Annotated in this window: 19 protein-coding genes; 2 read left to right on the top strand and 17 right to left on the bottom strand. The window is 40.7% G+C overall.

The features are described 5' to 3' along the window. Positions 1–39: 39 nt before the first annotated feature. From HMPREF2979_RS04250 to HMPREF2979_RS04235, 4 genes are all read right to left on the bottom strand, one after another. Positions 40–4,593, bottom strand: a complete 4,554-nt coding sequence (locus HMPREF2979_RS04250) for a glycoside hydrolase family 70 protein (RefSeq protein ID WP_070655298.1) — start codon at positions 4,591–4,593, stop codon at positions 40–42. 425 nt (positions 4,594–5,018) lie between these two features. Beyond that, on the bottom strand, positions 5,019–9,494 hold the full coding sequence (locus HMPREF2979_RS04245) for a glycoside hydrolase family 70 protein (RefSeq protein WP_070655296.1): 4,476 nt from the start codon (positions 9,492–9,494) through the stop codon (positions 5,019–5,021). Positions 9,495–9,767: 273 nt separating this feature from the next. Beyond that, positions 9,768–10,790, bottom strand: coding sequence for a glycosyltransferase (locus HMPREF2979_RS04240; protein ID WP_070655294.1), 1,023 nt, complete (start codon positions 10,788–10,790; stop codon positions 9,768–9,770). A gap of 33 nt (positions 10,791–10,823) precedes the next feature. Beyond that, the gene (locus HMPREF2979_RS04235) at positions 10,824–12,083 is read right to left on the bottom strand and encodes a carbohydrate-binding domain-containing protein (RefSeq protein ID WP_070655292.1); all 1,260 of its coding nucleotides are present in this window, start codon (positions 12,081–12,083) and stop codon (positions 10,824–10,826) included. Positions 12,084–12,401: 318 nt separating this feature from the next. Here HMPREF2979_RS04235 and HMPREF2979_RS04230 point away from each other — a divergent pair, with 318 nt between their 5' ends. Both HMPREF2979_RS04230 and HMPREF2979_RS04225 read left to right on the top strand, forming a co-directional pair. After that, positions 12,402–13,181, top strand: a complete 780-nt coding sequence (locus tag HMPREF2979_RS04230) for a polyphosphate polymerase domain-containing protein (protein WP_070655291.1) — start codon at positions 12,402–12,404, stop codon at positions 13,179–13,181. Continuing rightward, on the top strand, positions 13,174–13,857 hold the full coding sequence (locus tag HMPREF2979_RS04225; protein ID WP_070655290.1) for a DUF4956 domain-containing protein: 684 nt from the start codon (positions 13,174–13,176) through the stop codon (positions 13,855–13,857). The genes HMPREF2979_RS04230 and HMPREF2979_RS04225 overlap by 8 nt, the downstream gene beginning before the upstream one ends. A gap of 135 nt (positions 13,858–13,992) precedes the next feature. On the opposite strand, the gene HMPREF2979_RS04220 is transcribed toward HMPREF2979_RS04225, so the two are convergent. The 13 genes from HMPREF2979_RS04220 to HMPREF2979_RS04160 all read right to left on the bottom strand — a co-directional run bounded on the left by HMPREF2979_RS04220 (position 13,993) and on the right by HMPREF2979_RS04160 (position 24,404). Next, the gene (locus HMPREF2979_RS04220; protein ID WP_070655289.1) at positions 13,993–14,787 is read right to left on the bottom strand and encodes a hypothetical protein; all 795 of its coding nucleotides are present in this window, start codon (positions 14,785–14,787) and stop codon (positions 13,993–13,995) included. Between the two features lie 204 nt (positions 14,788–14,991). After that, a complete protein-coding gene (gene hisE / locus HMPREF2979_RS04215; protein WP_002884043.1) occupies positions 14,992–15,306 on the bottom strand; it encodes a phosphoribosyl-ATP diphosphatase in 315 nt (104 codons plus the stop codon). A gap of 8 nt (positions 15,307–15,314) precedes the next feature. After that, complete coding sequence (gene hisI, locus HMPREF2979_RS04210; protein ID WP_070579376.1) at positions 15,315–15,653, bottom strand: phosphoribosyl-AMP cyclohydrolase; 339 nt, start codon at positions 15,651–15,653, stop codon at positions 15,315–15,317. After that, a complete protein-coding gene (hisF, locus tag HMPREF2979_RS04205) occupies positions 15,650–16,408 on the bottom strand; it encodes an imidazole glycerol phosphate synthase subunit HisF (protein ID WP_070655287.1) in 759 nt (252 codons plus the stop codon). Before hisF ends, hisI begins: the two co-directional genes overlap by 4 nt. 1 nt (position 16,409) lies before the next feature. Beyond that, positions 16,410–17,129, bottom strand: a complete 720-nt coding sequence (gene hisA / locus HMPREF2979_RS04200) for a 1-(5-phosphoribosyl)-5-[(5-phosphoribosylamino)methylideneamino]imidazole-4-carboxamide isomerase (RefSeq protein WP_070655286.1) — start codon at positions 17,127–17,129, stop codon at positions 16,410–16,412. Between the two features lie 48 nt (positions 17,130–17,177). Beyond that, positions 17,178–17,786 carry an imidazole glycerol phosphate synthase subunit HisH gene (gene hisH / locus HMPREF2979_RS04195; protein ID WP_049545184.1) on the bottom strand — a complete coding sequence of 203 codons (609 nt, stop codon included), beginning with the start codon at positions 17,784–17,786 and terminating at the stop codon, positions 17,178–17,180. After that, the gene (gene hisB / locus HMPREF2979_RS04190) at positions 17,783–18,367 is read right to left on the bottom strand and encodes an imidazoleglycerol-phosphate dehydratase HisB (RefSeq protein ID WP_002888923.1); all 585 of its coding nucleotides are present in this window, start codon (positions 18,365–18,367) and stop codon (positions 17,783–17,785) included. The genes hisH and hisB overlap by 4 nt, the downstream gene beginning before the upstream one ends. A 19-nt stretch (positions 18,368–18,386) precedes the next feature. Beyond that, positions 18,387–19,670: a histidinol dehydrogenase gene (gene hisD, locus HMPREF2979_RS04185; protein WP_004182681.1), complete on the bottom strand. Its 1,284-nt coding sequence runs from the start codon at positions 19,668–19,670 to the stop codon at positions 18,387–18,389. Then, entirely contained in the window at positions 19,667–20,317 is a 651-nt protein-coding gene (gene hisG / locus HMPREF2979_RS04180; protein WP_002883998.1) for an ATP phosphoribosyltransferase, read from the bottom strand. The genes hisD and hisG overlap by 4 nt, the downstream gene beginning before the upstream one ends. Next, positions 20,310–21,290 (bottom strand): ATP phosphoribosyltransferase regulatory subunit, encoded by a 981-nt coding sequence (locus tag HMPREF2979_RS04175; RefSeq protein WP_070655284.1) that lies wholly within the window; start codon positions 21,288–21,290, stop codon positions 20,310–20,312. Before HMPREF2979_RS04175 ends, hisG begins: the two co-directional genes overlap by 8 nt. Further along, a complete protein-coding gene (gene hisC, locus HMPREF2979_RS04170; protein ID WP_070655282.1) occupies positions 21,287–22,339 on the bottom strand; it encodes a histidinol-phosphate transaminase in 1,053 nt (350 codons plus the stop codon). The genes HMPREF2979_RS04175 and hisC overlap by 4 nt, the downstream gene beginning before the upstream one ends. A 771-nt stretch (positions 22,340–23,110) precedes the next feature. Then, positions 23,111–23,500, bottom strand: coding sequence for a hypothetical protein (locus HMPREF2979_RS04165; RefSeq protein WP_070655280.1), 390 nt, complete (start codon positions 23,498–23,500; stop codon positions 23,111–23,113). Then, entirely contained in the window at positions 23,481–24,404 is a 924-nt protein-coding gene (locus HMPREF2979_RS04160) for a phosphodiester glycosidase family protein (RefSeq protein ID WP_070655278.1), read from the bottom strand. The genes HMPREF2979_RS04165 and HMPREF2979_RS04160 overlap by 20 nt, the downstream gene beginning before the upstream one ends. Positions 24,405–24,493 lie beyond the last annotated feature (89 nt).

Below are 24,493 nucleotides of genomic sequence, written 5' to 3'. Positions count from 1 at the left end.
CGTCACCCACTACAGTTGACAAGGAGCCTTTTAAATCAATTAGTTTAGCACTCTAGGTGGGTAAGCAAGACCATTCTTATCAAAGTAAACGTAAACTCCTGGTTGAATTTCTACCCATGTGCTAACAGCTCTCTTACCACTATCACCATAGTAATAGCTGATTCGACCATTGCCAGCACTTACTGTTTGCCCTTTTACTTGTTTACCATCTTTAGCAAAGTAATAAGTATCGTCACCAATTTTAACTTCACCAGTCACTGACTTACCATTAGCACCGATATAGTACCAATTGTTGTCTCCTGTTGTGAAGAACTCATTAGTCAAGCGTTCACCTGTTGCAGCATCATACTTGCTATAAGTACCATCTGCATTCTTAACAATACCACCCTTAACTTGGCTTCCGTCTGCATTAAAGTAGAGGTGTTGTCCATTGATAACTTGAGCACCTGTAACAGTCTTACCATTAGCGCCTGCATAGTACCAAACATTGCCATCAGTTGTGAAGAATTCGTTAGTCACTAGCTCTCCAGAACCTTCTTTGTACTTACTATAAGTACCATCTGCATTCTTAACAACGCCACCTTTAACTTGACTTCCATCTTCATTAAAGTAAAGTTTTTGACCATTGATAACTTGAGCACCTGTAGCGGCAACACCATTTTCATCGAAGTGGTACCATTTACCATCGATGTTCCTCCAAGTGTTCTTGATAGCATTACCAGTATGAGCTTCGAAGTAATAAGTCTTACCTTTATAGGTTGCTAACTTATCTTTAGTTTGGAAACCATCTTCACCAAAGTATTGTGTGGAACCATCGATAACAGTAAGACCTTTGGCCATGACACCTTCATTAGTGAAGTAACGGAATTTCACAACCTTAGACTCTTTACCGTCTTTAGTTTCAGTAACATCAAATTTAGTGTAACCGCCCTTATACATTTGACCCTTAGTGTTGTAAAGGTAGGTATTACCATTAGCATCAACATAGTAGGCATTACTCAACATGATACCGTTTGGCAAGAAACGATAAACGTCTTTACCATTTGGTGAGTATTCACCGTTTGTAATCATGTGACCACGAGCATCGAAGTAATAGGTGTTACCATTGAAGGTTACAAAGGCAGATTTAGCTTGAGTACCACTTGTACCGAAGTAAGTGATTCCCTTACCATCACTTGAGAATCCAGTAACAACCTTTTCTTTACCTGTCAATTGAAGAGGAATGAAGTTACCATCTTTAGTGACTGTGAAGTATTTACCAGTTGCTTCATCGCTAAGTACATAGCCAACACCACGTTCAAGAACGTTTGTTCCGTTGAAGTATTCAGCCTTCCATTGTTTCAATTTAACAGAATCATCAATTGGTTTACCAGTTGAGATCATGTTAACCTTGAACATTTCAGGGTATTTAGCTTTAAGCTCAGCCAAGAATTCACCACCGTATTTAGCTTGGTAATCTTTACCTGATGACTTAGTATTAGCTACATAAAGCGAGTGATCAATGATAGCATCCGCAATCTTACGTCCAGCACCATCAGTACGAGTCGCTGTTACGACTTCCTTACCTGGCAATTGGTAAATTTGGTCTGGAACCCAGTCAGCGATTGCTTGGATACCAGCTTTGTGAAGTGCCTTAAGAGCATCACGAAGGTCTTCTTTAGAACCGTATTTATTGTTCTTACTCATAGCAAGGTCATAACGGTCCGCAAAGGCATAACCATTTTGGATAACTGAGTCAAGGAAAGTACCATCATCAGCAGATACAAATTGAGGTGCCATTTCAAATGATGTTACGCCCCATGACTTGAACAAATCAACATTTTCAGCAATCTTACGGTTAGTATAAACTGAAGGATCTGAACCATCTGGGATAGTTTGGAAGTTAGAGAATCCTTCGTAGATCAATTGTGAATCATAAGCTTCAGTCGCTTTAAGAGTCAACTCTCCTTCTTTTTTAGCTTCTGTTGAAGGCGCTACTCGGATATCTTGATCATCTGAAGCTCCAACTGGAACCCAAACTGCTACGAAACCAGACATATCAAATGTTTCATAACCCTTAATGTCATTAGCACCGAAAGTCAAGACACCGTTGCTGTCTGTTTCTTTCACATAACCTGCTGCGATTGCATCTGCATCAGATGTAAAGTTCTTGATACCATCAGCTGTACCAACAATCAAAGCACGGTATTTTTGGTTGGCATGGATTTTACCCATTTCAACATTAAGTTTAGCTGATTGATCCAAAGTCAATTTTGGATTGTTAGCTACAAGTGTTACCTGACCAGATGTACGGCTGTATTTAGAACCTTCTGTATCATCAGCTGTCATGATGTCTTTACCATAACGTACTGAAGCATAGACTTCATTTGTACGGTAGAGTTCAACATCTGAATTGTCCATCTTACCATCAGTTGGCAACCAGTATGAACGTTGAGCTTGTCCACCAGATACATACTTGATACGATTCTTCATCAAGTTAACAATGGTATCGTAATATGGAGACTTAGTTTCCATGTAATTACCATTATCTGTATAAAGGTCTCCATAGTAGACACGAGTGATTGTTTCCATGTTTTGCAACATAACAGCGTATGCTGCTGGGATGTTGTTCAAGGTATATTTTTTGTCGCTGCTGAGCATGTCTTTGTTATAAATCTCAAAGGCTTTCTTCATTTCAGCATCAGTGATTGTGAAACCATCTGATTTTGGATTGATTTCTTTCTTGATGATTTCAGCAATAATATCTTGAACGTTGTTATCATGGGCACGGATAAAGACGTAGTTTCCTGACGCATCTCCGTATTTCTCGTTGTATTTACCGATTGTAGACTGTTTAACTGTTCCGTCTTCGTTATAGGCCTTGCTTCCATCTTTGTTAATCCAATCAGTCTTTTCATCACGTTGTGTCGTGTTGAAAGTATTGTTATACAAAGGACTTACAGCCGGTGTACGTTCTTTGATTGGTTTAGCCAATGAGAAGAGGAGAGCCAAACGTTGTTTGTTTTCCATAGCAAGCGCAGCGCCATCTGTCTTGTCATTGTAGTGGTTGTCATTAAGACTCCATGCTTCAAGGACTGAGATGTGAGCAAGAGCGTTTGCTTCAGATTTGTTAACACCATAGTACTCACGGAAGTAGTTTGTGTAGAGTTGAAGCATGTCTGCATCGACATTATCTACCGCGTCGACACGGATACCATCGAAGTTAGCATCCTTGTCACCCATAACGATTGAACCCCAGTTCATAAGGTAGTGGATTTGGTTCAATTGTTCCGCTTGAACAACTGGGTTTGACAAATCTACGTCATTAGCTAGCAAGAAGTCGAAACCGCCCATGTGGTTTGGATCTGACTGCTCATCAAGAACTGACTTATCAATTGTACCCTTTTGATTAGTAGCCGTATGGTTCAAAAGACGATAGTTAGAGTTAGCCCATGGTGTACGTGAATCATTTACATAGAGAAGGGCACCACCTTGAAGGTGATCTTCGCCGCCACCTTTAGAGTAGTTTTCAGTTTCTTTGTTCCATTGTGGTTGTGTCTTAACAAAAGCAGAAATAGTTTCACGCAACCATTGTGTTGATTTTTCAGCCTGAATCTTTTGTTCAATCTTAACTTGGATATCCTTAGCAGCAACATTCAAAGTTTCTTGCTTATCTGTGCTAGTGTATTTAGCATCCAAGTTAAATACTTTAGACATGTAGTTCAAGTAGTTAACTTGTGTATCTACATTTGGCCACCAAGCCATCAAAAGTGGACGGAAATCTTCTGCAGTTGATGCTTGCCAAGTTACACCATCTTTGATGATAGAAGCTGGACGGTACCAGCTATCTGCAGTCAAATAACCATCAATCAATTCAAAGCTAGCTTCAGATGAATCGTAGGCACGGTTATTTATTGAGAAACCATCAACAATATTTGTTGTTCCTGGTGTGAAAGAGTATGTTGATGAGCTTGTAAGGGCACCATCTTTACCGAAGTAAAGCAATTGACCATTTACAGTAATGGCAAAGTTTTCTTTGTGTGAACCATCTTCATTAACATAGTAATATTTACCATCAATGTTTTTGATGTTTTTCAAGGAAAGCGCAGCTTCTACTTCTGAATCTTTCAAAGCAGCTTCTGGCGCTTTAACTTCTGTGTTTACAACTTCAGCCTTCACTGTTGCTGGTTGTTCTTCTGCTTTTTCAGTTGTAACAGCTGGTGCATCTGTTGTCACAACTGCTTCTTTATTTGGAACAGCTGCCACCGCTACATCAGAAGTTGTTGCTGTTGTAGCTGCTTCAGCTGTTGCTTGTGTGTTCGTTGTAGTTGCTGTTTCGACGGCATTTGTTTCTTTAGCAGGCGTTAAAACATCTGCTTCTTTTGTATTTGTACGTTTATCGACTTCTTTGGTTGCTTCTGTAGAAGTAACTAAATCGGCTGTTGTATCTAAATTTGGTTGAGTTACTATCTTATCTTGAGTTTCATCCGCTGAAACTGAAGATGTTGTTGCAGACAATCCTCCTACGACAGTAGCAAGTGCTGCAGAGGCAACTGCAATTGTGACCCATTGCTTCTTAACTTTATGAAGCTTATAGTGTACCTTATTTTCCATTATAATTTTCCCCGTGATTTTATTTGTCAAAATCAGACTGAAATCTATCCGATTTCAAACAATTACATTATATCATTATTTTCTAACTATTTCTCGAATTAATTGTTTTTTTATAAATTATATGTAACATAACAGCAACATTAGAAAAGTTTTGTAACACACCTATTTCATAGGCTTTCAATTCTCATTTTCATATCATTTGATAAGTAAAACTATTTTCTATAAAAACCACTAAAACCCTTGATACAATGGCTTTTACAACGATTCTGACTCAAAATTGATATTTGTCAGATTTTTTTCTTTAAGGAGCAAAAAAGGCAAAATTTCTTTAAACGATTCTCGTTTTCAAGAAATTTCACCTATAAATTCATGTCAAATCATATCGTTTTTCACTTAATCTCTCAGATTAAGATTAGATTGATTGATTATTTATCAAAATCAGCATAACCATTTTCATCGAAGAAGACAGTCTTACCGTCTTGGAAAGTGATCCATGTGTTTGTCACACGTTCTCCAAGAACTGATTCGTAGTATTCCACTCCTTTTGGTGTGCTGATTGGGCTACCTTTAACTTGACGTCCCAAATGATCAAAGTAATACTCTTTACCATCGATATTTTGGCGTCCTGTTACAGCCTTACCATCTTTGAAGTAGTACCAAACATTGTTACCAGTTGTCAAGAAACGGTTATTGAGACGCTCCCCTGAATCTTTATCATAGTAAGAAAGTGAACCATCAGCATTCTTAACAAAGTCACCTTTAACTTGGCTACCATCTTCTTTGAAGTAATAGTTTTTACCACCAACGCTATACGCACCTGTCACGATTTCACCATTATCTTTGGCGTAGTACCATGTCTTACCACCATCAAGAGTGAAGAAATCAGATTTAACTTGGCTTCCATCAGCATTGAAGTAATAGTTAAGGTGGTCAATTGTTTGACGACCTGTGGCGAGGTTACCATCCTTATCAGCATGGTACCACTTGCCGTTTACTTCGAAGAACTTGTCTTTAACCTTGTAACCATTATCTACAGTGTAGTAGCTAATCTTGCCATTTTCAGTAACAAATTCACCTTTAACTTGGGCACCATTTGCACGGAAGTAGTATTCGTGACCATCCAAAGTAAGGGCACCTGTCACATTTTTACCAGCTGCATCACGGTAGAACCATGTTGAGCCATCTGTTGTGTAGAATTCACCCTTCTTAGCTTGTGCATAGCCTTGATCATTGAATTCATACCAGATACCATCGATTTCAGCCCAACGATTTGTGTAGGCATTACCTGAATTTTTATCGAAGAAGTAGAGTTTTCCGTCTGGAGTAACATACTTAGTACCTTTAGCTTGGAAGCCATTTTCATCAAAGTATTGCAATCCTCCACCAGCATGAGTCAAGCCAACAGCCATTTCTCCAGTTGGTGAAAAATAACGGAATTTAGCTTCTGTTTCTGAAGTACCTTCTTTCGGTACATCGAATACAAAGTAACCATCTTTGTACTGCTCACCAAAGCTACCAAAGTAATAATATTTACCATCCTGTTGATAAATAGAATCACGAAGCTGGATACCGTTTGGCAAGAAGAAATAAGTCTTACCATCGACATCTTGACGACCAGTTAACATATAACCTTCTTTATCGAAGTAATAGTAATTTCCAGCATATTTAATGAAGGCATTCTTAGCTTGGAAACCACTATTATCAAAGTAGGCCATACCCTTACCATCATAGTAGAAACCTGTCTTACCACCTTGATCTGTCAAAGGTTTTGGCAAGAAGATGCCATTCTCAGTAACTTGATAGTAGCGACCAGTAGCATCGTTACTGAGAACATAACGACTACCACGACCAAGGATATTAGTACCATTCATGTACTTAGCAGACCATTGCTTGATTTTAACAGATGGATCAATCTTCTTACCAGTTGATATCATCACATCTTCAAACAACTGTGGATATTTCTTTTGGAGCTCATCAAGGAACTCACCACCATATTGAGCTTGGAAGTCCTTACCTGATGATTTAGAATTTGCAACATATAAAGTGTTATTGATATAAGCATTGGCCTTTGGAGTACCATAACTATTAGCACGTGTTGCTGTTACAACTTCTTGTCCTGGTAATTGGTAAAGTTGATCTGGTACCCAGTCAGCAATTGCTTGAATACCTTGCTTGTGAAGCGCCTTAAGGGCATCACGAAGATCTTCTTTAGAACCGTATTTGTTATTCTTGCTCATGGCAAGGTCATATCGGTCAGTAAAGGCATAACCATTTTGGATAACAGAATCAAGGAAGGTACGGTCATCAGCCGATACAAATTGAGGAGCCATCTCGAATGATGTGATTCCCCATGACTTGAAGAGTTCTGCATTTTCTGCAATCAATTTATTAGTATATTGGCTATCTTTTTCAACAAAATCTTGGAAGTTTGAGAAACCTTCATAGATAACTTGTGAATCTAATGCTTCAGTAGCAGAGAATGTCTTATCAAGTTTCTTATCTGAACCTTTAACACGAATATCTTGGTTATCAGGCGCACCTACTGGTACCCAAACACCAAGATAACCTCTCATATCAACAGTTCGATACCCCTTGATTTCATCTCCACTGAAAGTCAAGTTCCCTTCAGCATCAGTGTATTTAATTTTTCCAGCTGCTGCCGCATCATTTTCGTAAGTGACAATTCCCTTATCAGTACCAAGAAGTAATGGACGGTAGGCTTGGTTAGCATGAAGTTTACCCATGTTAACTTTCAAAGTACCATCACCCAGTGAGAAATCCTGATTATTGGCAATAAGTGTCAACATACCAGAATGTTTACTTGTTTCTGCTACACCCGTAGTTTGGTCAGCAGTCATAATATCTTTACCGTAACGAACAGATGACAAGATTTCTTTTCCATTGAACGTGTCGACTTTCATCGATTGTCCACCTGAAACATATTTCATACGGTTCTTCAAGAGCGTTGTGATAGCATCGTAGTAAGGAGACTTGGTAGCCATATATTGGCCGTTATCCGTATAGAGATCTCCATAATAAACACGAGTTACCTGCTCCATATTTTGAAGAATCAAAGCATAGGCGGCTGGAATATTGTTAATAGTATAACGTTTTTCTGCCTTCTTCATATCTTCATTATAGATTTCAAAGGCACGTTTCAATTCAGCATCAGTCATGGTATAACCATCTGATTTTGGATTGATCTCTTTTTGAACGATATCACGAATGATATCTTGAACAAGGTTATCATGAGCACGCGCAAAGATGTAGTTAGCTTGTGTATCTCCATACTTACTATTATTTGTACGGTCTGTCAAACTGCTAGTAATCAAATCTTTCAATGAAGAGCCCGATCCATAAAGTGCACCCATAATTGCATAACGAAGGTTATTATCCATGGCAAGGGCTGAACCATCATGTTTTTGATTATAAGCATTATCATTTAAATCCCAAGCTTCAAGGATAGAAATGTGAGCGAGTGCATTGGCTTCAGATTTATCCACACCAAAGGCCGCACGGAAGTAGTTTGTATAAACTTGGAGAAGGTCAGCATCGACATTGTCAACTGCATCAACACGGATACCATCAAAGTTAGCATCCTTATCACCCATAACAATTGATCCCCAGTTCACAAGATAGTGAATTTGGTTCAACTGCTCAGCTTGCACAACTGGATTTGAGTTATCAACGTCATTGGCAAGTAGGAATTCATAACCACCCAAGTATCTTCCTGTACCATTTAGAGAACCATCTTGGTTACTTGGTGTACGGTTAAGCAAACGGTAATCAGAATTTGCCCAAGGTGTCTTGTCATTATTAACATAAAGAAGAGCTCCCCCTTGAAGGTGGTCAGCAAGGGTATAGTTTTCAGTTGTAGTATTCCACTGGTCTTGTTCTTTTACAAAAGACTCAATTGCTTGACGAAGCCATTCAGTTGATTTTTTAGCTGAAATTTCTTGTTCAATCTTAATTTGAATTGTCTTAGCAGCTGCATTCAATTCAGATTGACTTTGGCTGGTTGAATAAGTTGCGTTAAGGTTAAAGTGTTTAGAGAAAGTATTGAGGTAGGCAACTTGTGTATCTACATCAGGCCACCATGCCATCAAAAGTGGACGGAAGTCTTTCTCAGTTGACACACGCCATTTTTCACCATTTTCCAAAATAGTGACTGGACGGTACCAGCTATTAGGTGTCAAATAACCATCTACCAACTCAAAGCTTTCTTTCTTAGAATCGTAAGCACGGTTATGTGAAGAGAAAGCATCAACTAGATTAGTTGTACCTGGTGTGAACGAGTGTGTTGATGTGCTTGTCAAAGCACCATCTTTACCAAAGTAAAGCAACTGGCCATTAACTGAAACAGCAAAGTTTGTTTTGTATGAACCATCTTCTTTGACATAATAGTATTTACCATCAACTTGTTTGATGTTGTCCAAAGAGAGTGCTGCTGTTTCTTCTTTTTCAGTAACGCCAGATTTTGGTTTTTCAGCTACTGTAAGCGTTGTATCTGTCGCTGCTGCAGCTGGTGTTTCTGTTGTCGCACCATTTGCTACTGCTGCACGATCAGTTGTTGCTGGTGTTGCGGTATTAGTAGTTGTATCTGCTGCAGTGGTTGCTGCCGCAGGAGTTTCGACTGTTGCAGTATCAGCAGCCTTGTCAGTTGTTGTTGCTGTCGCATCTGTCGTAGCAGTTGCTGCAGGAGCGGCTACTTCATGCGTTTCGACGACAACATCGCTTTCAGCTGTCGTAGAGGCAACTGGTTGAGTTGTTTCATCAGCTGAAACCTTTTGATTGGCAACTGTAGCGCCACCTACGATAGAGGCAAGTGCTGCCGAAGTGACGGCAATCGTCACCCACTGCTTCTTAACTTTGTGAAGCTTATAATGTACCTTTTTTCCCATTTTAGGTCCTCTTTTCATTTTCCTAGTTTGAATGAAATCTACATAATTCAAACAATTTCATTATAGCATATTTTTTTCAGCCATTTCGAGTCTTTATCAAGTCATTTCAATTTTTAATCATAATGTAAATTGAAAAACATTTTGACAATCATTAAAAACTACCGAATGTCGAAAACGGTAGTTTTTTCTATATTTTTAGGAAAATTTTTAGAGGTAATTGAGAGGTAAATAAACTATCTCTATTCAATCAGTTAGCGATTTTCAAGTCAGCTATTAAGCAAAAACCACATTATGTTGGACCCTGTAGCTAACTAAAAAGAGCAAGGTTTCTGTAACTAGTTTTGCCAGAACCAAGCCTAAACCAATAGCAACTAGACTACTAAGTAAGAAATAGTTACAGGCCAAGAGGACCAGGACCAACATAAAGTAGCGAACACTCGACCTAAAGAGGGAGCTTGTCGGATTAAAGACCACATTGGCGTTCAGTAGACACTGGCTGGAAGCCGAAATCACACGAGCTAGCACGACCGAAAGGAGCAGATTCTTCGTCAAGGCAAAGAGCACAAATAAGGCTGTTGCATCAATGACTGAGGCCAAAACAGCCGTGCCAGAGAACTTTAAAAAAGGGCTGTAAATACGGATGGAATCACGAATGGGGCGAAAGTGCGAACTTTTATTTTCCTCCAGATAAACGGTCTCAATAGGGACTTCAGAGATTTGATGGCCTGACTTTTTGGCTTCAAGCAACATATTAAACTCGTACTCAAAACGATTGCCATCTAGATTAAGAAGCCAGGGAATCAGGTCGGTTGACATGCCTCGAAGCCCTGTCTGAGTATCTGTGACTTTCTGGCCAGTTACTAGACGGAAAAGTCCAGCAGTTACCTTATTTCCAAAGCGGCTACGTGCTGGTACCTTACCAACAAAGGCACGCGCACCCAAGACAAGATGACTTGGATTTTCCTCGGTTGCCTTGGCCACACGGACAATATCTTTAATCAGATGCTGACCGTCACTGTCAACTGTGACAATAGGTTGAGCCGAAAGGTGCTGACCGACTACTTCTTCTTGAATGTGAGCAAAGGCAGTTTTGAGAGCAGCTCCTTTTCCTTTATTGATAGGATGGGTAAGGACAGTCGCTCCAATAAAAGCCGTTTCGTCGTAATAGTCGTTATAGCCTGGGCCACTCCCATCATTAACAACAATAATACGGGCTTTAGGGAGTTTTATGGTAATATCTTGAACCACCTGAATCAGGCGTTTGTCTGGTTCATAAGCTGGAATAATAATATACATAGGCACTTCCTTTCTGTCTCATCCTATGACTCTTTAGTGACCTCCTCCAAAGCCACCTGGTTGCCCACCACCTTGGGGACCACCGCCGCCAGGCATTGAGTTTTCAATCTTAGTTTGTTTCTCACCATTGATAGTAATGTCACCACCGGTATAGGTCGCTGAACCATCGAAGTCAAAGCCAGACTGGCCAGTCAGATTAATCGTTCCACCCGATACAAAAATATCGCCGTTAGAATCGATTGGGTCGGTATCACCCTCGCCAACCTCAACATTTAGGATTCCACCGGTCATCTTGAAGAAAATCTCACTTTGACTGGCATTAGCATTGGCCGCATTGACACCATCATCCGTTGCATAGACATCTATATTTCCACCATTAATGGTCACAGATTTACCTTCGATACCTTCGGTTGATTTTTCAACCTTGTAAGTACCACTATCAATAATCAGGTCCCCGGACGCATGAATACCGTCGTCACCAGCCTTAATGGTCATGGTATTGTCAGACAGATACATGGTACCTACTGAGGTGTCGTCATCATTATCGACCTTAACACCATCTTCTTCCGCTTCAATGGTCATAGTTGTTCCTGTGATGTTGAGTTCATCATTGACATTGAAGGCATCACCGACTGAGGAAATCTTATAGGTACCGCCAGTCATATGAAGGCTGTCATTGGCTTTAATACCGTTATTTTTCTTGGCATCAATGTTTAGAGTACCTGAACCGTTAATGGTCAAATCTCCTTTAGAAAAAATCACAGCATCCGCATCTTCATCACTATTAGAACTTGAATCAGAAAGTGTATTTGTAGTGCCATCTTTAAGTGTCAGATAGACATGACCAGCTTTTGTGGCATTGATTGCTGCATTTGTATTTGTCATGGTAGCACCATCTAGAACAATATGGACATCGTCTGAATCTCCAGCGTCTACCTTGATTTGCACACCATCGGATTTTCCTGAAATGACGTAGGTCCCAGCTTTGGAGATGGTTACAGTTGAACCTGATAGGGCTGCACCATCACCTGAAACATCCGCAGATGAGCCTGATAACTTAATCTTAGTAGCTGAGCTTTCGTTATAAGAGGTATCAGAATCTTTAGAAGTAAAGTAGTTGCTGTTGCTCTTATTTGTTTTCTTACTGGTCGTTGATGTTACAGCACTTGTTTTGGAACTTGTAGTCGTCGTCCCAGTTGACTGACTGCTTGATTGACTACAAGCTGTCATGACTGTTAGGGCAGTCGCACAGGTCAATAAAGTCGTCCATTTTTTTAGTTTTTTTGATTTCATATTTTTTCCTCTCGTGTTCGTTTGGATGATTACAGTTTACGGGACTTAGCTAAAACATTTCTAAAGGTTAACTAAAACTTATCTTAAGTTAAGTTTGGTGAAAGTTTGGCTTAGGACTTCTTTCAGAAAAGTCCCATAGACTAATAGGCGAGCAAGTAAGTGCTATAAAATAGTACATTTTAGCTCAACTTTTCTACTATAAAAAAGAATTAAAACAATAAGTCGACTGTTTGGAAATAGATGTTCCTACAACAAATTCCCTATTTTCCTGAGAGTTGCTTTACGGCTTGGTATCTTATCTATAAAAGGAGTTTTTTCATGGTTAAACAATTGGAAACACGTTTTAAACGTATTGAAACGAAATATGTGGTCTCAAAGGAAAATCTTGAGGACCTGCTCACTGATCTTAAGGAGTATTTGGTAGAGGATGATTATCCGACATCTACCATTTCAAATATTTACTTTGATACGGATAATTTTGACGTCATCCAAGATGCCTTAGATGGTAATCACCGTCAAGAGAAAATCCGCATGCGTACCTACCTAGCCAATCCTAAAATTGATAGTAAGGTATTTTTAGAGGTTAAAGCCAAAGATGATGAAGGAATCGGTCATAAGTTTCGTCTCGTTTCAACTCCACTTGCCATCACTAACTTGATGACAGACGGTAAGAATCATGGTCAAATCACTGACCGCCAGCTCTTGCAAGATATTCATCAGTTACGCCAGCGCTATAATGAGGGACTCAAACCTCGTATGTATATCTACTACGACCGTTTTTCAATGAAAGAAAAAGAGACTATCGAAGGCTATGCCTACAATAAAGTTCGTGTTACCCTTGACCAAAATCTGACTTACCGTGATGAAGACGTCAGTCTCTTTAAGGGAAATCATGGTTTTCCCCTTCTTGATGAAGATACGATTATCATGGAAATCAAGGCACCTGGCAAAAAGCCTGACTGGCTTCAAGCTATCTTAGACAAACATGGTTTGGAAGAACAGAAATTCTCAAAATACAGCTGCGCCTATCATAAGTCACAAGGTTTAGACTACGGGCCACATCCAGTTCAAGAAAAAGGAGGTGCTGCCTATGTCTAATCTCTTCAATTCTATCTTTAATGATGCGACCGCAACCGCTAGTCCCCTTCAACTCATGCTGGCCTTACTGGTCAGCCTTGTTTTAGGATTGGCCCTAACCTGGACTTACAAATACCGGACCCTCTACACCAGAGAATTCGCCATTAGTTTGACACTACTTCCATGTTTGATGACCCTAGTTATCTTCCTTGTCAATGGGAGTTTGGGGACCTCTATCGCCGTGGCTGGGACCTTTAGTCTCATTCGTTTTCGCTCAGCTACCAGTGGTTCTAGAGAGCTAATCGCCGTCTTTATGGCCATGATTATTGGTCTGGCATCTGGGACAGGCTATCTCTTACTAGCCGTCCTCTTTACCATCTTCCTTTTAGCTGTTTGGCTTCTTTTGGAAAATCGTCAAAGCCGAACGGACAACCAACGTCGTAGACTCCTGACCATTAACGTCTCCTACCAAGACTTGATCGATCAAAAAATCACTAAAGCCTTGCTCAATTTCACCAGTGAATGCGACTTAATTTCCCTTAATACTACTGGTGGGGGTGAAATCATGCAACTGGTCTACGAAGTGGACTTGAATCCCCAAGTGGATGACTTCCAATTGACCAATCACCTTATCTCTAGTATTAAAAATTGTGACCTGGCTCTAACAAAAAAAGCTAAAAAGAAAAAGAATTTGTAAGACAAAAAGACATCTCCGACTGATTTTCGGAGATGTTTTTGCATGTTTTGAGGTTAGTGTTTTCACTTAGCTGTAACCCCACTTTTAACGGCCTAGTATGGCAGTCTAGCTTATCGATGAAAATCAAAATACTTTCTAATCATCTTCATCTTGGACAACCTTACCATCTTGTATGTTAAAGGTATAGCTTATATATCCGGAATTGTCATAGTTAGCGGAATTTTCTTTATCAGTTGCGAAATAATAAAATTCGTACTCTCCATCTGGCAGCTTTCTAGCATCCAGTTTAGTTGCTGCCTTTTTTAAATCTTTCTTGCTAATATTTTTTGAGTCATGTACTTTTATTTCCATAGTGACAAGGTGTTCATCAATCATTGTTTGATAGGGAATTTGATAATAGCCATAAAAATCAGATTTCCCATTTTTACGGTTTTCTTCGGCTAAATGTTTTCGACGATTACCAGCCTCTTGATCTATCGTAGTATGATCTCTGAAAGAGAAATCTTCGATATCAAGGCCTAACGATTGCTTCTTAAGCTCCTTAAAGAGTTTCTGCTCTTCTTTTTTCACAGATTTTTGTTGTAAGTAGCTTTCCCAGTAATGACCAGGGGTCACATATTCTTCACCATTAACTGTCCAGTCCAGGTTAAAAGTAATTTGTGAATCTAATGATATGGTTTGATTATCGTAGGTGTCCTCTGAATAGGTATAATCGACATAAATACCATCTGAATCTAGAAACACCTTTTTGATAAGCTTAACTTGGACCTTTCCCTTAAAACCATTATGAGCCAAGATTTTTTGCGTTTTTTCCCTAGCCTTGAAGTAAGAATTTGGCAGTACAACTTTACAACCAACTAAAAGACTAGAACAGAGGAGGACAATAACTAAACGAGAAAGAGTTATGATATAAGGATTATTTTTCTCCATAGGACATCCTTCCTTTCCCCAATCATTTGTAAAAACAAGCACACCAAATCCTTCAAATAAAACGAGCTTTCTTCACTCCTATTATAGCATTTTAAAGCGCTTTCTCATGGTGGTTAGAGGAACAAAATAATTAGAATTCCTCTGTCAAAAAAGCCTGAATCACTTCAGGCTTTTCGTTTTAGTCTCAATCGGTTGAGATAATCCTCAATAATCCGTTACTTCTTTTCGGTCATGGACATTGCTTTGTTTGCCTTGACGTGCTTTAAGTACGGCTTCAACGTCTTCAGGGCTAACCCCTGTTTCAACGAGCATGACTGCTAGGTGATAGAGGACGTCTGCTGTCTCATTGGCAATTTCTTCTTTATCAGCATTTTTGGCTCCGATCACAACTTCTGTTGCTTCTTCGCCAACCTTTTTAAGAATCTTGTCTAGCCCCTTGTCAAAAAGGTAATTGGTATAAGATCCTTCTTTGGGATTTTTTTTACGATCTAAGGCTTCCTTATAAAGTGTTTCTAACATAGCTACTCCTATTTATCTTGATTGTCATCATATATATCCGTAAAGAAACAGCTGTAGGCTCCTGTATGACAGGCTGCTCCTTCTTGTTCCACAGCGATAAGCAAGGTGTCCTGATCACAATCTGTCTTGATGCTTTTGACATGTTGGAAATGACCAGATGTGGCCCCCTTATGCCAAAGCTCATTTCTAGAACGGCTCCAGTAATGCATTTGTTTGGTCTCAAGTGTCAACTGATAGGACACCTCATTCATATAGGCCAACATGAGCACCTGCCCCGTCTTGTAATCTGTCACAATGACTGGTACCAGTCCGCCTTGTTTGTCAAAATCAAGTTTAACCTCTGTCATCGTCTCACCTCAATTCCTGCATTTGCCAAGACTTGTTTGGTTTCGCCTATATTTACCTCACCAAAGTGGAAGATAGAGGCTGCCAGAGCACCCGTTGCTGTTGTCTTTTCAAAGACTTCTACAATATCCTCAATATTTCCTGCACCACCAGAGGCAATGATCGGAACATCAACGACTTCTGCCACACGATTGAGCATTTCTAAATCAAAACCAGACTTGGTGCCGTCCTTGTCCATGCTGGTTAAGAGAATTTCTCCAGCCCCCAAGGCGACGACGTCTTGAGCCCATTGGATGAGGTCCCTACCTGTATCCTTCCGGCCACCAGCCACAAAAACATGCCAGCTCCCATCAGACATCTTTTTGGCATCAATCGCAGCCACTACACACTGATTCCCAAATTTTTGAGCACAATCAGCGATTAGTTTTGGATTGGCAAGGGCTGAGGAATTGACGGCAACCTTGTCAGCACCAGCTTTGAGCATCTTGTTCATGTCTTCGACTGAACGAATACCACCACCAACCGTGAAGGGGATAAAAACTTGGTCTGCGACACGGCGCACCATGTCAACCGTTGTTTCACGATTGTCTGAAGTCGCTGTGATGTCCAAGAAAACAAGTTCATCACAGCCAGCCTCATAGTAAGCACGCGCAGAATCAACAGGGTCACCAACATCTGTCAGATTCACAAAATTGACCCCCTTGACGACACGGCCATCCTTGACATCCAAACAGGGAATAATACGTTTTTTAAGCATATTAACCTCCGAAAGCCTTGAGCTGGTCTAATGTGATATTGCCGTTATAGTAGGCTTTGCCGACAATGGTTCCCGCCACACCAATCTCTTCTAGCTGATTTAAGTCCTCTACCTCTGCAATCCCACCTGAAGCAATGACTTTGGCGGTCGTGAGTTCAGATACCAAACGTTTGTAGTGATCAAGATTGGGTCCTGTCAGTGTGCCATCTCGATCAACATCTGTATAGACAAAGAGGGTTACGCCCATCTTTTCCATTTCCTTGGCCAAGGTGATGTAGTCTACATTGCTTGTTTCCAACCAACCTTCGGTAGCGACAAACCCTGCCTTGGCATCAATACCCACGACAATTTTATCGGCACCAAATTCCTCTAAAGCTGCTCGAACGAAGTCAGGATTTTTAACGGCCATTGAACCGATAATAATACGGTCGATGCCAACTTCCAAATAGTCACGAATCTGCTCCAAGGTACGGATACCGCCACCAACTTCGATGCCAAGTCCAGAAACCTTCTTGACCTCTGCAATCAAGTCACGGTTAGTGGCACGACCATCTAGGGCACCGTCCAAGTCGACGACATGAATAAATTGAATGCCCGCATCCTTAAAGGTCTTTGCCTGCTCAATAACATCTGGATTGACAACGGTTTGTTGGTTAAAATCTCCTTTAAAGAGACGAACAGCCTGTCCATCCTTAATATCAATTGCTGGTAGAATTTGCATCTCCCCTACCATCCTTTCTAACTAAAAAGTCTTTGCTCTCACTAGCTTCTAGGCTTTACATAAACCTGCAAACTTTTCAAGAATCCCTAAGCCAATATCCCCTGATTTTTCAGGATGGAATTGAGCCCCGTAAACATTGTCTTTATGGATCATGGCTGGCACCTCAATACTATAATCTGCGGTAACATCAATGTATTGGCTAGGGACATCTGTGAAATAACTGTGAACGAAGTAGACAGCTTGGCCATCTAAACCATCTGTCAAAGGGCTGGCTTGCTTAACAGCCAAATTATTCCACCCCATATGTGGGACAGGTTGTTCCTTGCTGGCTGGAATAGGACGGCAGACACCTGGAATAAAGCCAAGACCATCTGTTTCTTCATGTTCCAGTCCTTTTTCTGTTAAAATCTGCATGCCTAAACAAATTCCCAAAAGGGGAACTCCCTGTGCGACGGCCTCTTTGATAACAGCTACCAAGCCTCTTCGCTCAAGCTCTGCCATAGCCGTTGGATAGGCACCTACACCAGGTAAAATCAACCCATCTGCAGCTAGGATTTTTTCTTTGTCAGCAGACAATTCTGCAGTCACACCGATTTTTTCAAGGGCACGTAGAACATTTGCGGTATTCCCCGCATCGTAATCAATGACGATAATCATAGCATCCCCTTTGTCGAGTTTACGCCGTGAATATCAGGATTGATTGTGATTGCCTCACGCAAGGCACGTCCTGTTGCCTTGAAAAGACTTTCTGACTTGTGGTGATTGTTTTTTCCGTGGAGAATCTTGAGGTGGAGATTCATCTGAACATTGAAAGCCAAGGCTTGGAAAAATTCTTCAACCAGTTCTGTGTCAAAATTACCCAATTTTGGATTATCAAAACTAGCATCAAAGACCAAGAAGCTACGTCCAGACAAGTCTAAACTTGCCATTCCGAGGGTTTCATCCATAGGTACAAAAGCCGTTCCATAACGGTTGATCCCTGCTTTATCGCCCAAGGCCTCTTTAAGAGCTTGACCAAGGACAATACCGACATCTTCAACGGTGTGGTGACTATCAACCCAAAGGTCACCATCAGCCTTCACCACCAAAGACATACGACCGTGGCGGGCAAACAAGGTCAACATGTGGTCAAAAAATCCGACACCTGTTTGAATATCTACTGGTTCTTGAGCATCCAAATTGAGGCTTAACTTAATTTTGGTTTCAAAGGTATTACGTTCAATTTCTGCTTGTCTCATAACTTCTTCCTCTACTCTCTCAATTATTGTCGTTTCTGACTTCAATTGCCTTGGCGTGGGCCTGCAAGCCTTCCGCATAAGCCAAGGTTGTGATATCGTGCTGAGCCTTATTGACTGCTGCCTTATCATATTGCGTATATTGGATACGTTTGACAAAATCGTGCACGCCTAAAGCTGATGAAAAGCGGCTAGTCGCTGTCGTCGGAAGAACGTGGTTGGCACCTGCATAGTAGTCGCCAATTGGTTCGCTGGTAAAGTGACCAAGAAAGACGGAACCAGCATTTTCCACTTTTTCCAAGTAATCATAAGCATTGTCCATAGCAATTTCCAAATGTTCTGGCGCAACCAAGTTCATGAGTTCGAACATGGCATCTGTATCATTGGCAATAATAATACGGCCGTTATTTTCGACAGATGGACGAGCAATCGCCTCACGTGGCAAAAGCTTGAGTTGACGTTCAATCTCACTTTCAACCGCATCTGCCAAGGCTTCAGAATCTGTGACCAAAATGGCGCGTGCGCGTGTGTCGTGCTCTGCTTGAGACAAGAGGTCAGCTGCCACATAGGTTGGATTGGCACTACTATCAGCGATAACACCAATTTCTGATGGTCCTGCAATCATATCAATACCGACAATACCGTAAACTTGTTTCTTGGCAGTCGCCACGAAAATATTACCAGGACCTGTAATCTTGTCCACTTTTGGAATTGTTTCTGTACCAAAAGCCAAAGCCGCAACCCCTTGAGCCCCACCAACTTGGTAAATGCTATCCACACCAGCCAATTTGGCGGCTACCAGAATCGCAGGAACAAAGTGCTCTTGAGGCGGCGTAATCATAATAATCTCTTTAACCCCAGCAATTTTGGCAGGAATAACATTCATAAGAACTGATGACGGATAAGCCGCAGTTCCTCCAGGAACATAAACACCCACACGATTGATGGGACGAATCAATTGACCACGAATAACACCCTCACTTGGTTGGTCCTCAAAACCAGTCTCCAACTGATGTTTGTGATAAGATTCAATGTTTTCTTTAGCATTAACTAGGGCTTGGTAAACCTCTGGATCAATCTCTTTAAAGGCTTGATCAATCAAGTCCTGTCCAACTTCAAAATCAGTCAAGTCAACCTTATCAAATTTAGCTGAATAGTCACGAAGGGCCTCGTCTCCACGTTTTTTAACGTCTTCAATAATGGCTTGAACCGTGCTTTCAACGTCTCTATTTTCTTTTGACAGTTCCAATTGCTCCTGATAAAGAAGCTCTGCAATTTCTTTATTTGTTCCAGTTAATCGTTTCATTCGAACGGTACCTCCTCGTTCCCTACAAGTGATTCAATCTTACAAATGAATGGTAGAACTTCCTTGTTATTTTTCAAAGAAGCCTTATTAACAATCATTCGTGCTGAAATCCTGCAAATATCTTCATAAACTTTTAAGCCATTAGCAACAAGGGTATTCCCTGTTTCCACAATATCGACAATGGCATCTGCTAGACCAATGACAGGGGCAATCTCAACACTCCCCTGAATTGAAATAATCTCAACATCCTCACCTTTTTGATTAAAATAATCCGTCGCAATGGTTGGATACTTGGTGGCGATACGTTTACGCTTATGGTCATCAGGGTTATAGTCTTCTGTTGATGCTACGGAGAATTTACAAAGGCCAAAATTAAGGTCTAACATTTCCAAATAGCCTGTCGGATGTTCAACCAAAACATCCTTTCCGACAATCCCAATATCTGCGACACCATGTCGGACATAGGTGGTCACATCTGGTGCTTTGACTAGGAGAAAACGGAAACGTTTGTCAGGACTTTCGAAAATTAAATTACGGCCCTTATCAGCCATGAATGACATGTCAAAGCCAGCTTTTTCTAGTAATTTAACTGTATCTTTCTCAATACGTCCCTTGGTCAAGGCAATTGTGATTTGATTGCTAGTCATCCAAGTCACCTCCAAATTCCACATCATCATGCACTGCTTGATAGACCGAATCGACATCAATGGCCCAACCAACCGCTGTTAATTCGGTGGCACCAAAGCGTTCAAATAGTTTATCGTAACGGCCACCTGATACAAAGGCATCTGGCACCTTATCACCAAAGACCTTAAACATCATGCCTGTGTAGTAAGGCACTGCTGGCAATTGAGCCAAATCAAGCGTCGTCTCTGGGAGACTATCTGCTAGGCGATTAGTTAAGACTTCCAAACTATCCAAGGCCGTCAAAAAGGCTTCACTGTCTGTCAACTCTCTAGCCTTGGTCAAAACAGCCTTTGTCTCACCAAAGAGGAAAGGCAACTGCTCCAAGACCTTGTCATATTGACTTGGATTTTCTTTGGTGAATTCCTTGAGGCCTGTAATTGACTTATCACGGATATAGTCTGCCAACTCTGCTTCTTTTACTGCTGGAAGGTCTAATTCTTCAAAAATGAGTTGTAAGAGACGAGCATGTGAAAACTCAAACTTGTAATTTTTGACACCGGCAGCATCCAGAGCCTCTTTAGCAGATATCACAGCTTCTTCCATGGCCTGGTGAACGGGGAATCCTATGATCTCAATACCAGCCTGCGTATGCTCATTGGATAGGCCACGCATCTCCTCATTGTAATTAAAAACTTTTCCAGAGTATGAAAATTTAATCGGTGTATGAACTTGTGTCGAAGCAATCACGCGCCCAATTTGGCTAGTAATATCAGGACGTAAACTAACAAGATCTCCATTTTTATCAAAGAAATTGTAGTTACCATTGTCCACAACATCGCTAAAGACTTCGAAATGCTCCAAGGTTGGTGTCTCAATTCGAAGAAAGCCCTTTGTCATCAACAAATCACAGATACGATGCTCAATCTGATACATGGTACGGGCACGTTTGAAAAGTTTATCGTGCATTCCTAAGGCTAATGTCGTTTTTTTCATGCTTGTAACTCCTGTATTGTCATTAGTACGCGCTCCATCTCATCCTGAGTTCCAATAGAAATGCGTAGTCTATCTGAAATACGCTCCACTTTTGGAAAATAACGGACATAAATTTTCTTACTTTGAAGATAGTCAAACAATTGGCCTGCCGTCACTCCGTGTGGTTTGACCAAAACAAAATTTGTTTTTGAAGGAAGAACATCAAAGCCAATAGCTTTCAATTCTTGACTAAACCAGTCACGTGTGGCCATTATCTTAGCGCAGCTATCCTCATAATAATCCCAAGAATTAACGGCTGCAGTCGCCAGTACTTCTGCGATGCTATCCACATTATAGGGATTGACCGAATTCTTGACGGCATTGATCACAGTCATTAGCTTTGGACTTCCGATGCCATAGCCAACACGCAAGCCTGCAAGTGAGGCGTCCTTAGAAAAGGTTCTAGTAATAAACACATTGTCATACTTTTCTAGGAGAGGTAAGGCAGTCTCCCCACCAAAGTTAATATAGGCTTCGTCGATAATCACAACTACTGACTGGTTGGCCTTTACAATCTCTTCAATTTGATCGAGAGGTTTATAAATACCTGTTGGCGCATTTGGGTTAGTAAGGACAATCCCACCATTTTCAACCAGATAATCTTGAATATCAATCTCAAATGAAGAGTTCAAGGGCACTTCTCTAAATGGGATGCGATACAAATCTGCCCATACCTTGTAAAAACCATAGGTCAAATCTGGAAACAAGACTTCTTCCTCGCTATTAAAGAAAGCTAGAAAAGCCATTGATAAAATATCGTCTGACCCATTTCCAATAATCACTTGATCGGCAGGAACACCTAACTGTTCAGATAAGGCCTGACGTAAAGCCGCTTGATCCAAAGTCGAATACTTGCGTAACTGATGGGCATCAAAGGATGCTAAAGCTTGATGGACTGCTGGACTTGGTCCATAGGCATTTTCATTAGTATTCAACTTAATGATATTTTTCTCAGCAGGCTGACTACCTGCCACATAGGGTTCAATCTTTCGTAATCCTTTGATTTCCATAGTTTATCCTTTCTGTTCAACTCCAACCAAGTGTACGTCTAGCTACAAATGCTAAAAGCAAGTGTAACAAAAAACGCCCTCGCAAAAACAACTTTTGCAAGGACGTTGGCACGTGGTTCCACCTTAATTCGAACAGGGGTCACCCCCTCTTCCTCATGAAGTCACAAGGTCTCTCTTGTAACTCCTAGTCTCTAACGGAACCACCCGTCGTACACTACTGTCATCCAGAGTTCGCATACGCTCTCAAGAATGTGTCGTCTTTGATCTCATGCGTTCTCAGCTTCCCGCATTCTCTGTCAAGCGATCAGACTTTTTCTCTCAACGATTTAGATTTGAAATTATTTTACATGAAAATTCAGAACAATGCAAGTCTTTTTTGTATATTTTTATAAAGAGTTGAAAATCATGTATATTTAATAGCAGAAACAAGTCTTTTGAGACTTTCCTTAGGTGATGGCGGACGAGTGTGAAATTATCTGGTAGACGATTGTAGCTATCCAAAAAGTTCCATGACTAAGTTTTGAACCCCATGTCTCAAAAGTTCCTCACACCGGAAATACGATAGATTCAGGTATTTCCATCACTACAGACAGTCTCGTTCTATCTAAATTCCTACTACAAAAAAAATCAAACTCAGTTATTTTTTATGAAAATTTCTTTAGGCAAATTCCCAGTTTTAAATAATTTCTTCCTATTATGGTTTGTATATTTATCCTAAATATTTTTTCAAAGTAAGATAAAAAGCCTGAAGCACAGCTCCAAGCTTTTATTTTATGCCAATTTTCTAGGTCTGATAAAGCCTGTCATAATACTCAAACAAAGCAGTCCTACAGCAACATACCAATAAGGCATATCCACGCTAGTCGTACGACCTGAAACCTCAACGATTCCCTTAACTAAGCAGGCACTAGCAACAACGGCAATAGACGAATTAAAGAGTAGTTTTGAGAGACGTGTTTTCACCCAAGACATTCCCACTCCTGTTAGCAGATAGATAAGTGCTCCAGCCAATGGGGCAAAAAACATCATACGCATAAACATGGACGATTCCCCATAAGAAAAACGTTCATAGACAAAAGTAAAGACTAAGCTAAAAATGGTTAAACTGATATAAGTGAAAAAGTGTTTGCTGGCTGATTTTTTAGTAACCGATGTAGACAATATCGCTCACCGCCCTTTCTGAGATTTTATTTCCGTTTGTGGTTGGCTTGTTAATGACTTGACCATTGAAGTACATGGTAGATGAGCCACCACCGTCAAGGTTATAGGCTGTCGTCACGCCATAAGATTTCATCAACTCTGCCATTTCATAAAGAGTCAATCCTGACGACTCACTGGTACGACCATCAGAGACAATGACAATATAGTGCACACTGCCGTCACTTTCTTCGATAACTCCGATGGCTGTACGTGGATTGTCAGCCATGGCTTGACCAACCTCTTCATTTTCTGATACAGCTATCTTGCCATTTTCAACCAAGGTTGGACCAAAGGCAAAGGTATTCACCACACCTGAATCAACCAATTTTTGAGCCGTTGTATCGCCCTCCTTAAAGGTCTTGAAGCTACCATCTGAGTAAACCGCTAGGTCCTCATAGTCACTATTTCGATCAGTATCACGATAGACCTGACCATTTTTAATCACATAACCTGACTGGTTAGCCCCATAGTAATCACCATTGATGGCAAAGATAGCATTATTTTGCTGGGCAATACTAGATGTCGTGTCGGTGATGTTAGTCCCGTAGGTATTTTGCGCCAAAGCTGTTTTAAGGTAGTCGGCACTTGACAACTTGATATCTGCCACATAGTAAGTGGTATCACTAGTTTTACCCGTCGTGATTTTGATATCCATGTTGTCATCTTTGTAAGTTGTATCCGTCTTAGTCACCTTACCAGTGCTGGTAGATGCTGTCGACGAAGATGTGCTTGAGCTAGTCGTATTGGCTGAAACCGTTGAGACTGCTGAGGGAATGACAAAGACCTTTAGGAGAGAGTAGACATTTGCCCCCATCAGAAAAAGGGTAAAGAGTAAGGCATAGGCATGCCTTTTGAGAAATTTCATAGAAAACCTCCAATTTTGAAAGATAAGATAGAAACCATAAGTTTCTTTTGCTTGACATTAGCATAACAAGCAAAACTTAAAATCTTCTA

This window comes from Streptococcus sp. HMSC078H12 (assembly GCF_001814615.1).
Lineage (GTDB): Bacteria > Bacillota > Bacilli > Lactobacillales > Streptococcaceae > Streptococcus > Streptococcus salivarius_F.
This window is presented reverse-complemented; position numbering and strand designations above follow the sequence as displayed.

Bases quoted from the DNA above. Each gene is read 5' to 3' on its own strand.
- HMPREF2979_RS04250 (WP_070655298.1), bottom strand. From the start codon at position 4,593: ATGGAAAATAAGGTACACTATAAGCTTCATAAAGTTAAGAAGCAATGG.
- HMPREF2979_RS04245 (WP_070655296.1), bottom strand. From the start codon at position 9,494: ATGGGAAAAAAGGTACATTATAAGCTTCACAAAGTTAAGAAGCAGTGG.
- HMPREF2979_RS04240 (WP_070655294.1), bottom strand. From the start codon at position 10,790: ATGTATATTATTATTCCAGCTTATGAACCAGACAAACGCCTGATTCAG.
- HMPREF2979_RS04235 (WP_070655292.1), bottom strand. From the start codon at position 12,083: ATGAAATCAAAAAAACTAAAAAAATGGACGACTTTATTGACCTGTGCG.
- HMPREF2979_RS04230 (WP_070655291.1), top strand. From the start codon at position 12,402: ATGGTTAAACAATTGGAAACACGTTTTAAACGTATTGAAACGAAATAT.
- HMPREF2979_RS04225 (WP_070655290.1), top strand. From the start codon at position 13,174: ATGTCTAATCTCTTCAATTCTATCTTTAATGATGCGACCGCAACCGCT.
- HMPREF2979_RS04220 (WP_070655289.1), bottom strand. From the start codon at position 14,787: ATGGAGAAAAATAATCCTTATATCATAACTCTTTCTCGTTTAGTTATT.
- hisE (WP_002884043.1), bottom strand. From the start codon at position 15,306: ATGTTAGAAACACTTTATAAGGAAGCCTTAGATCGTAAAAAAAATCCC.
- hisI (WP_070579376.1), bottom strand. From the start codon at position 15,653: ATGACAGAGGTTAAACTTGATTTTGACAAACAAGGCGGACTGGTACCA.
- hisF (WP_070655287.1), bottom strand. From the start codon at position 16,408: ATGCTTAAAAAACGTATTATTCCCTGTTTGGATGTCAAGGATGGCCGT.
- hisA (WP_070655286.1), bottom strand. From the start codon at position 17,129: ATGCAAATTCTACCAGCAATTGATATTAAGGATGGACAGGCTGTTCGT.
- hisH (WP_049545184.1), bottom strand. From the start codon at position 17,786: ATGATTATCGTCATTGATTACGATGCGGGGAATACCGCAAATGTTCTA.
- hisB (WP_002888923.1), bottom strand. From the start codon at position 18,367: ATGAGACAAGCAGAAATTGAACGTAATACCTTTGAAACCAAAATTAAG.
- hisD (WP_004182681.1), bottom strand. From the start codon at position 19,670: ATGAAACGATTAACTGGAACAAATAAAGAAATTGCAGAGCTTCTTTAT.
- hisG (WP_002883998.1), bottom strand. From the start codon at position 20,317: ATGACTAGCAATCAAATCACAATTGCCTTGACCAAGGGACGTATTGAG.
- HMPREF2979_RS04175 (WP_070655284.1), bottom strand. From the start codon at position 21,290: ATGAAAAAAACGACATTAGCCTTAGGAATGCACGATAAACTTTTCAAA.
- hisC (WP_070655282.1), bottom strand. From the start codon at position 22,339: ATGGAAATCAAAGGATTACGAAAGATTGAACCCTATGTGGCAGGTAGT.
- HMPREF2979_RS04160 (WP_070655278.1), bottom strand. From the start codon at position 24,404: ATGAAATTTCTCAAAAGGCATGCCTATGCCTTACTCTTTACCCTTTTT.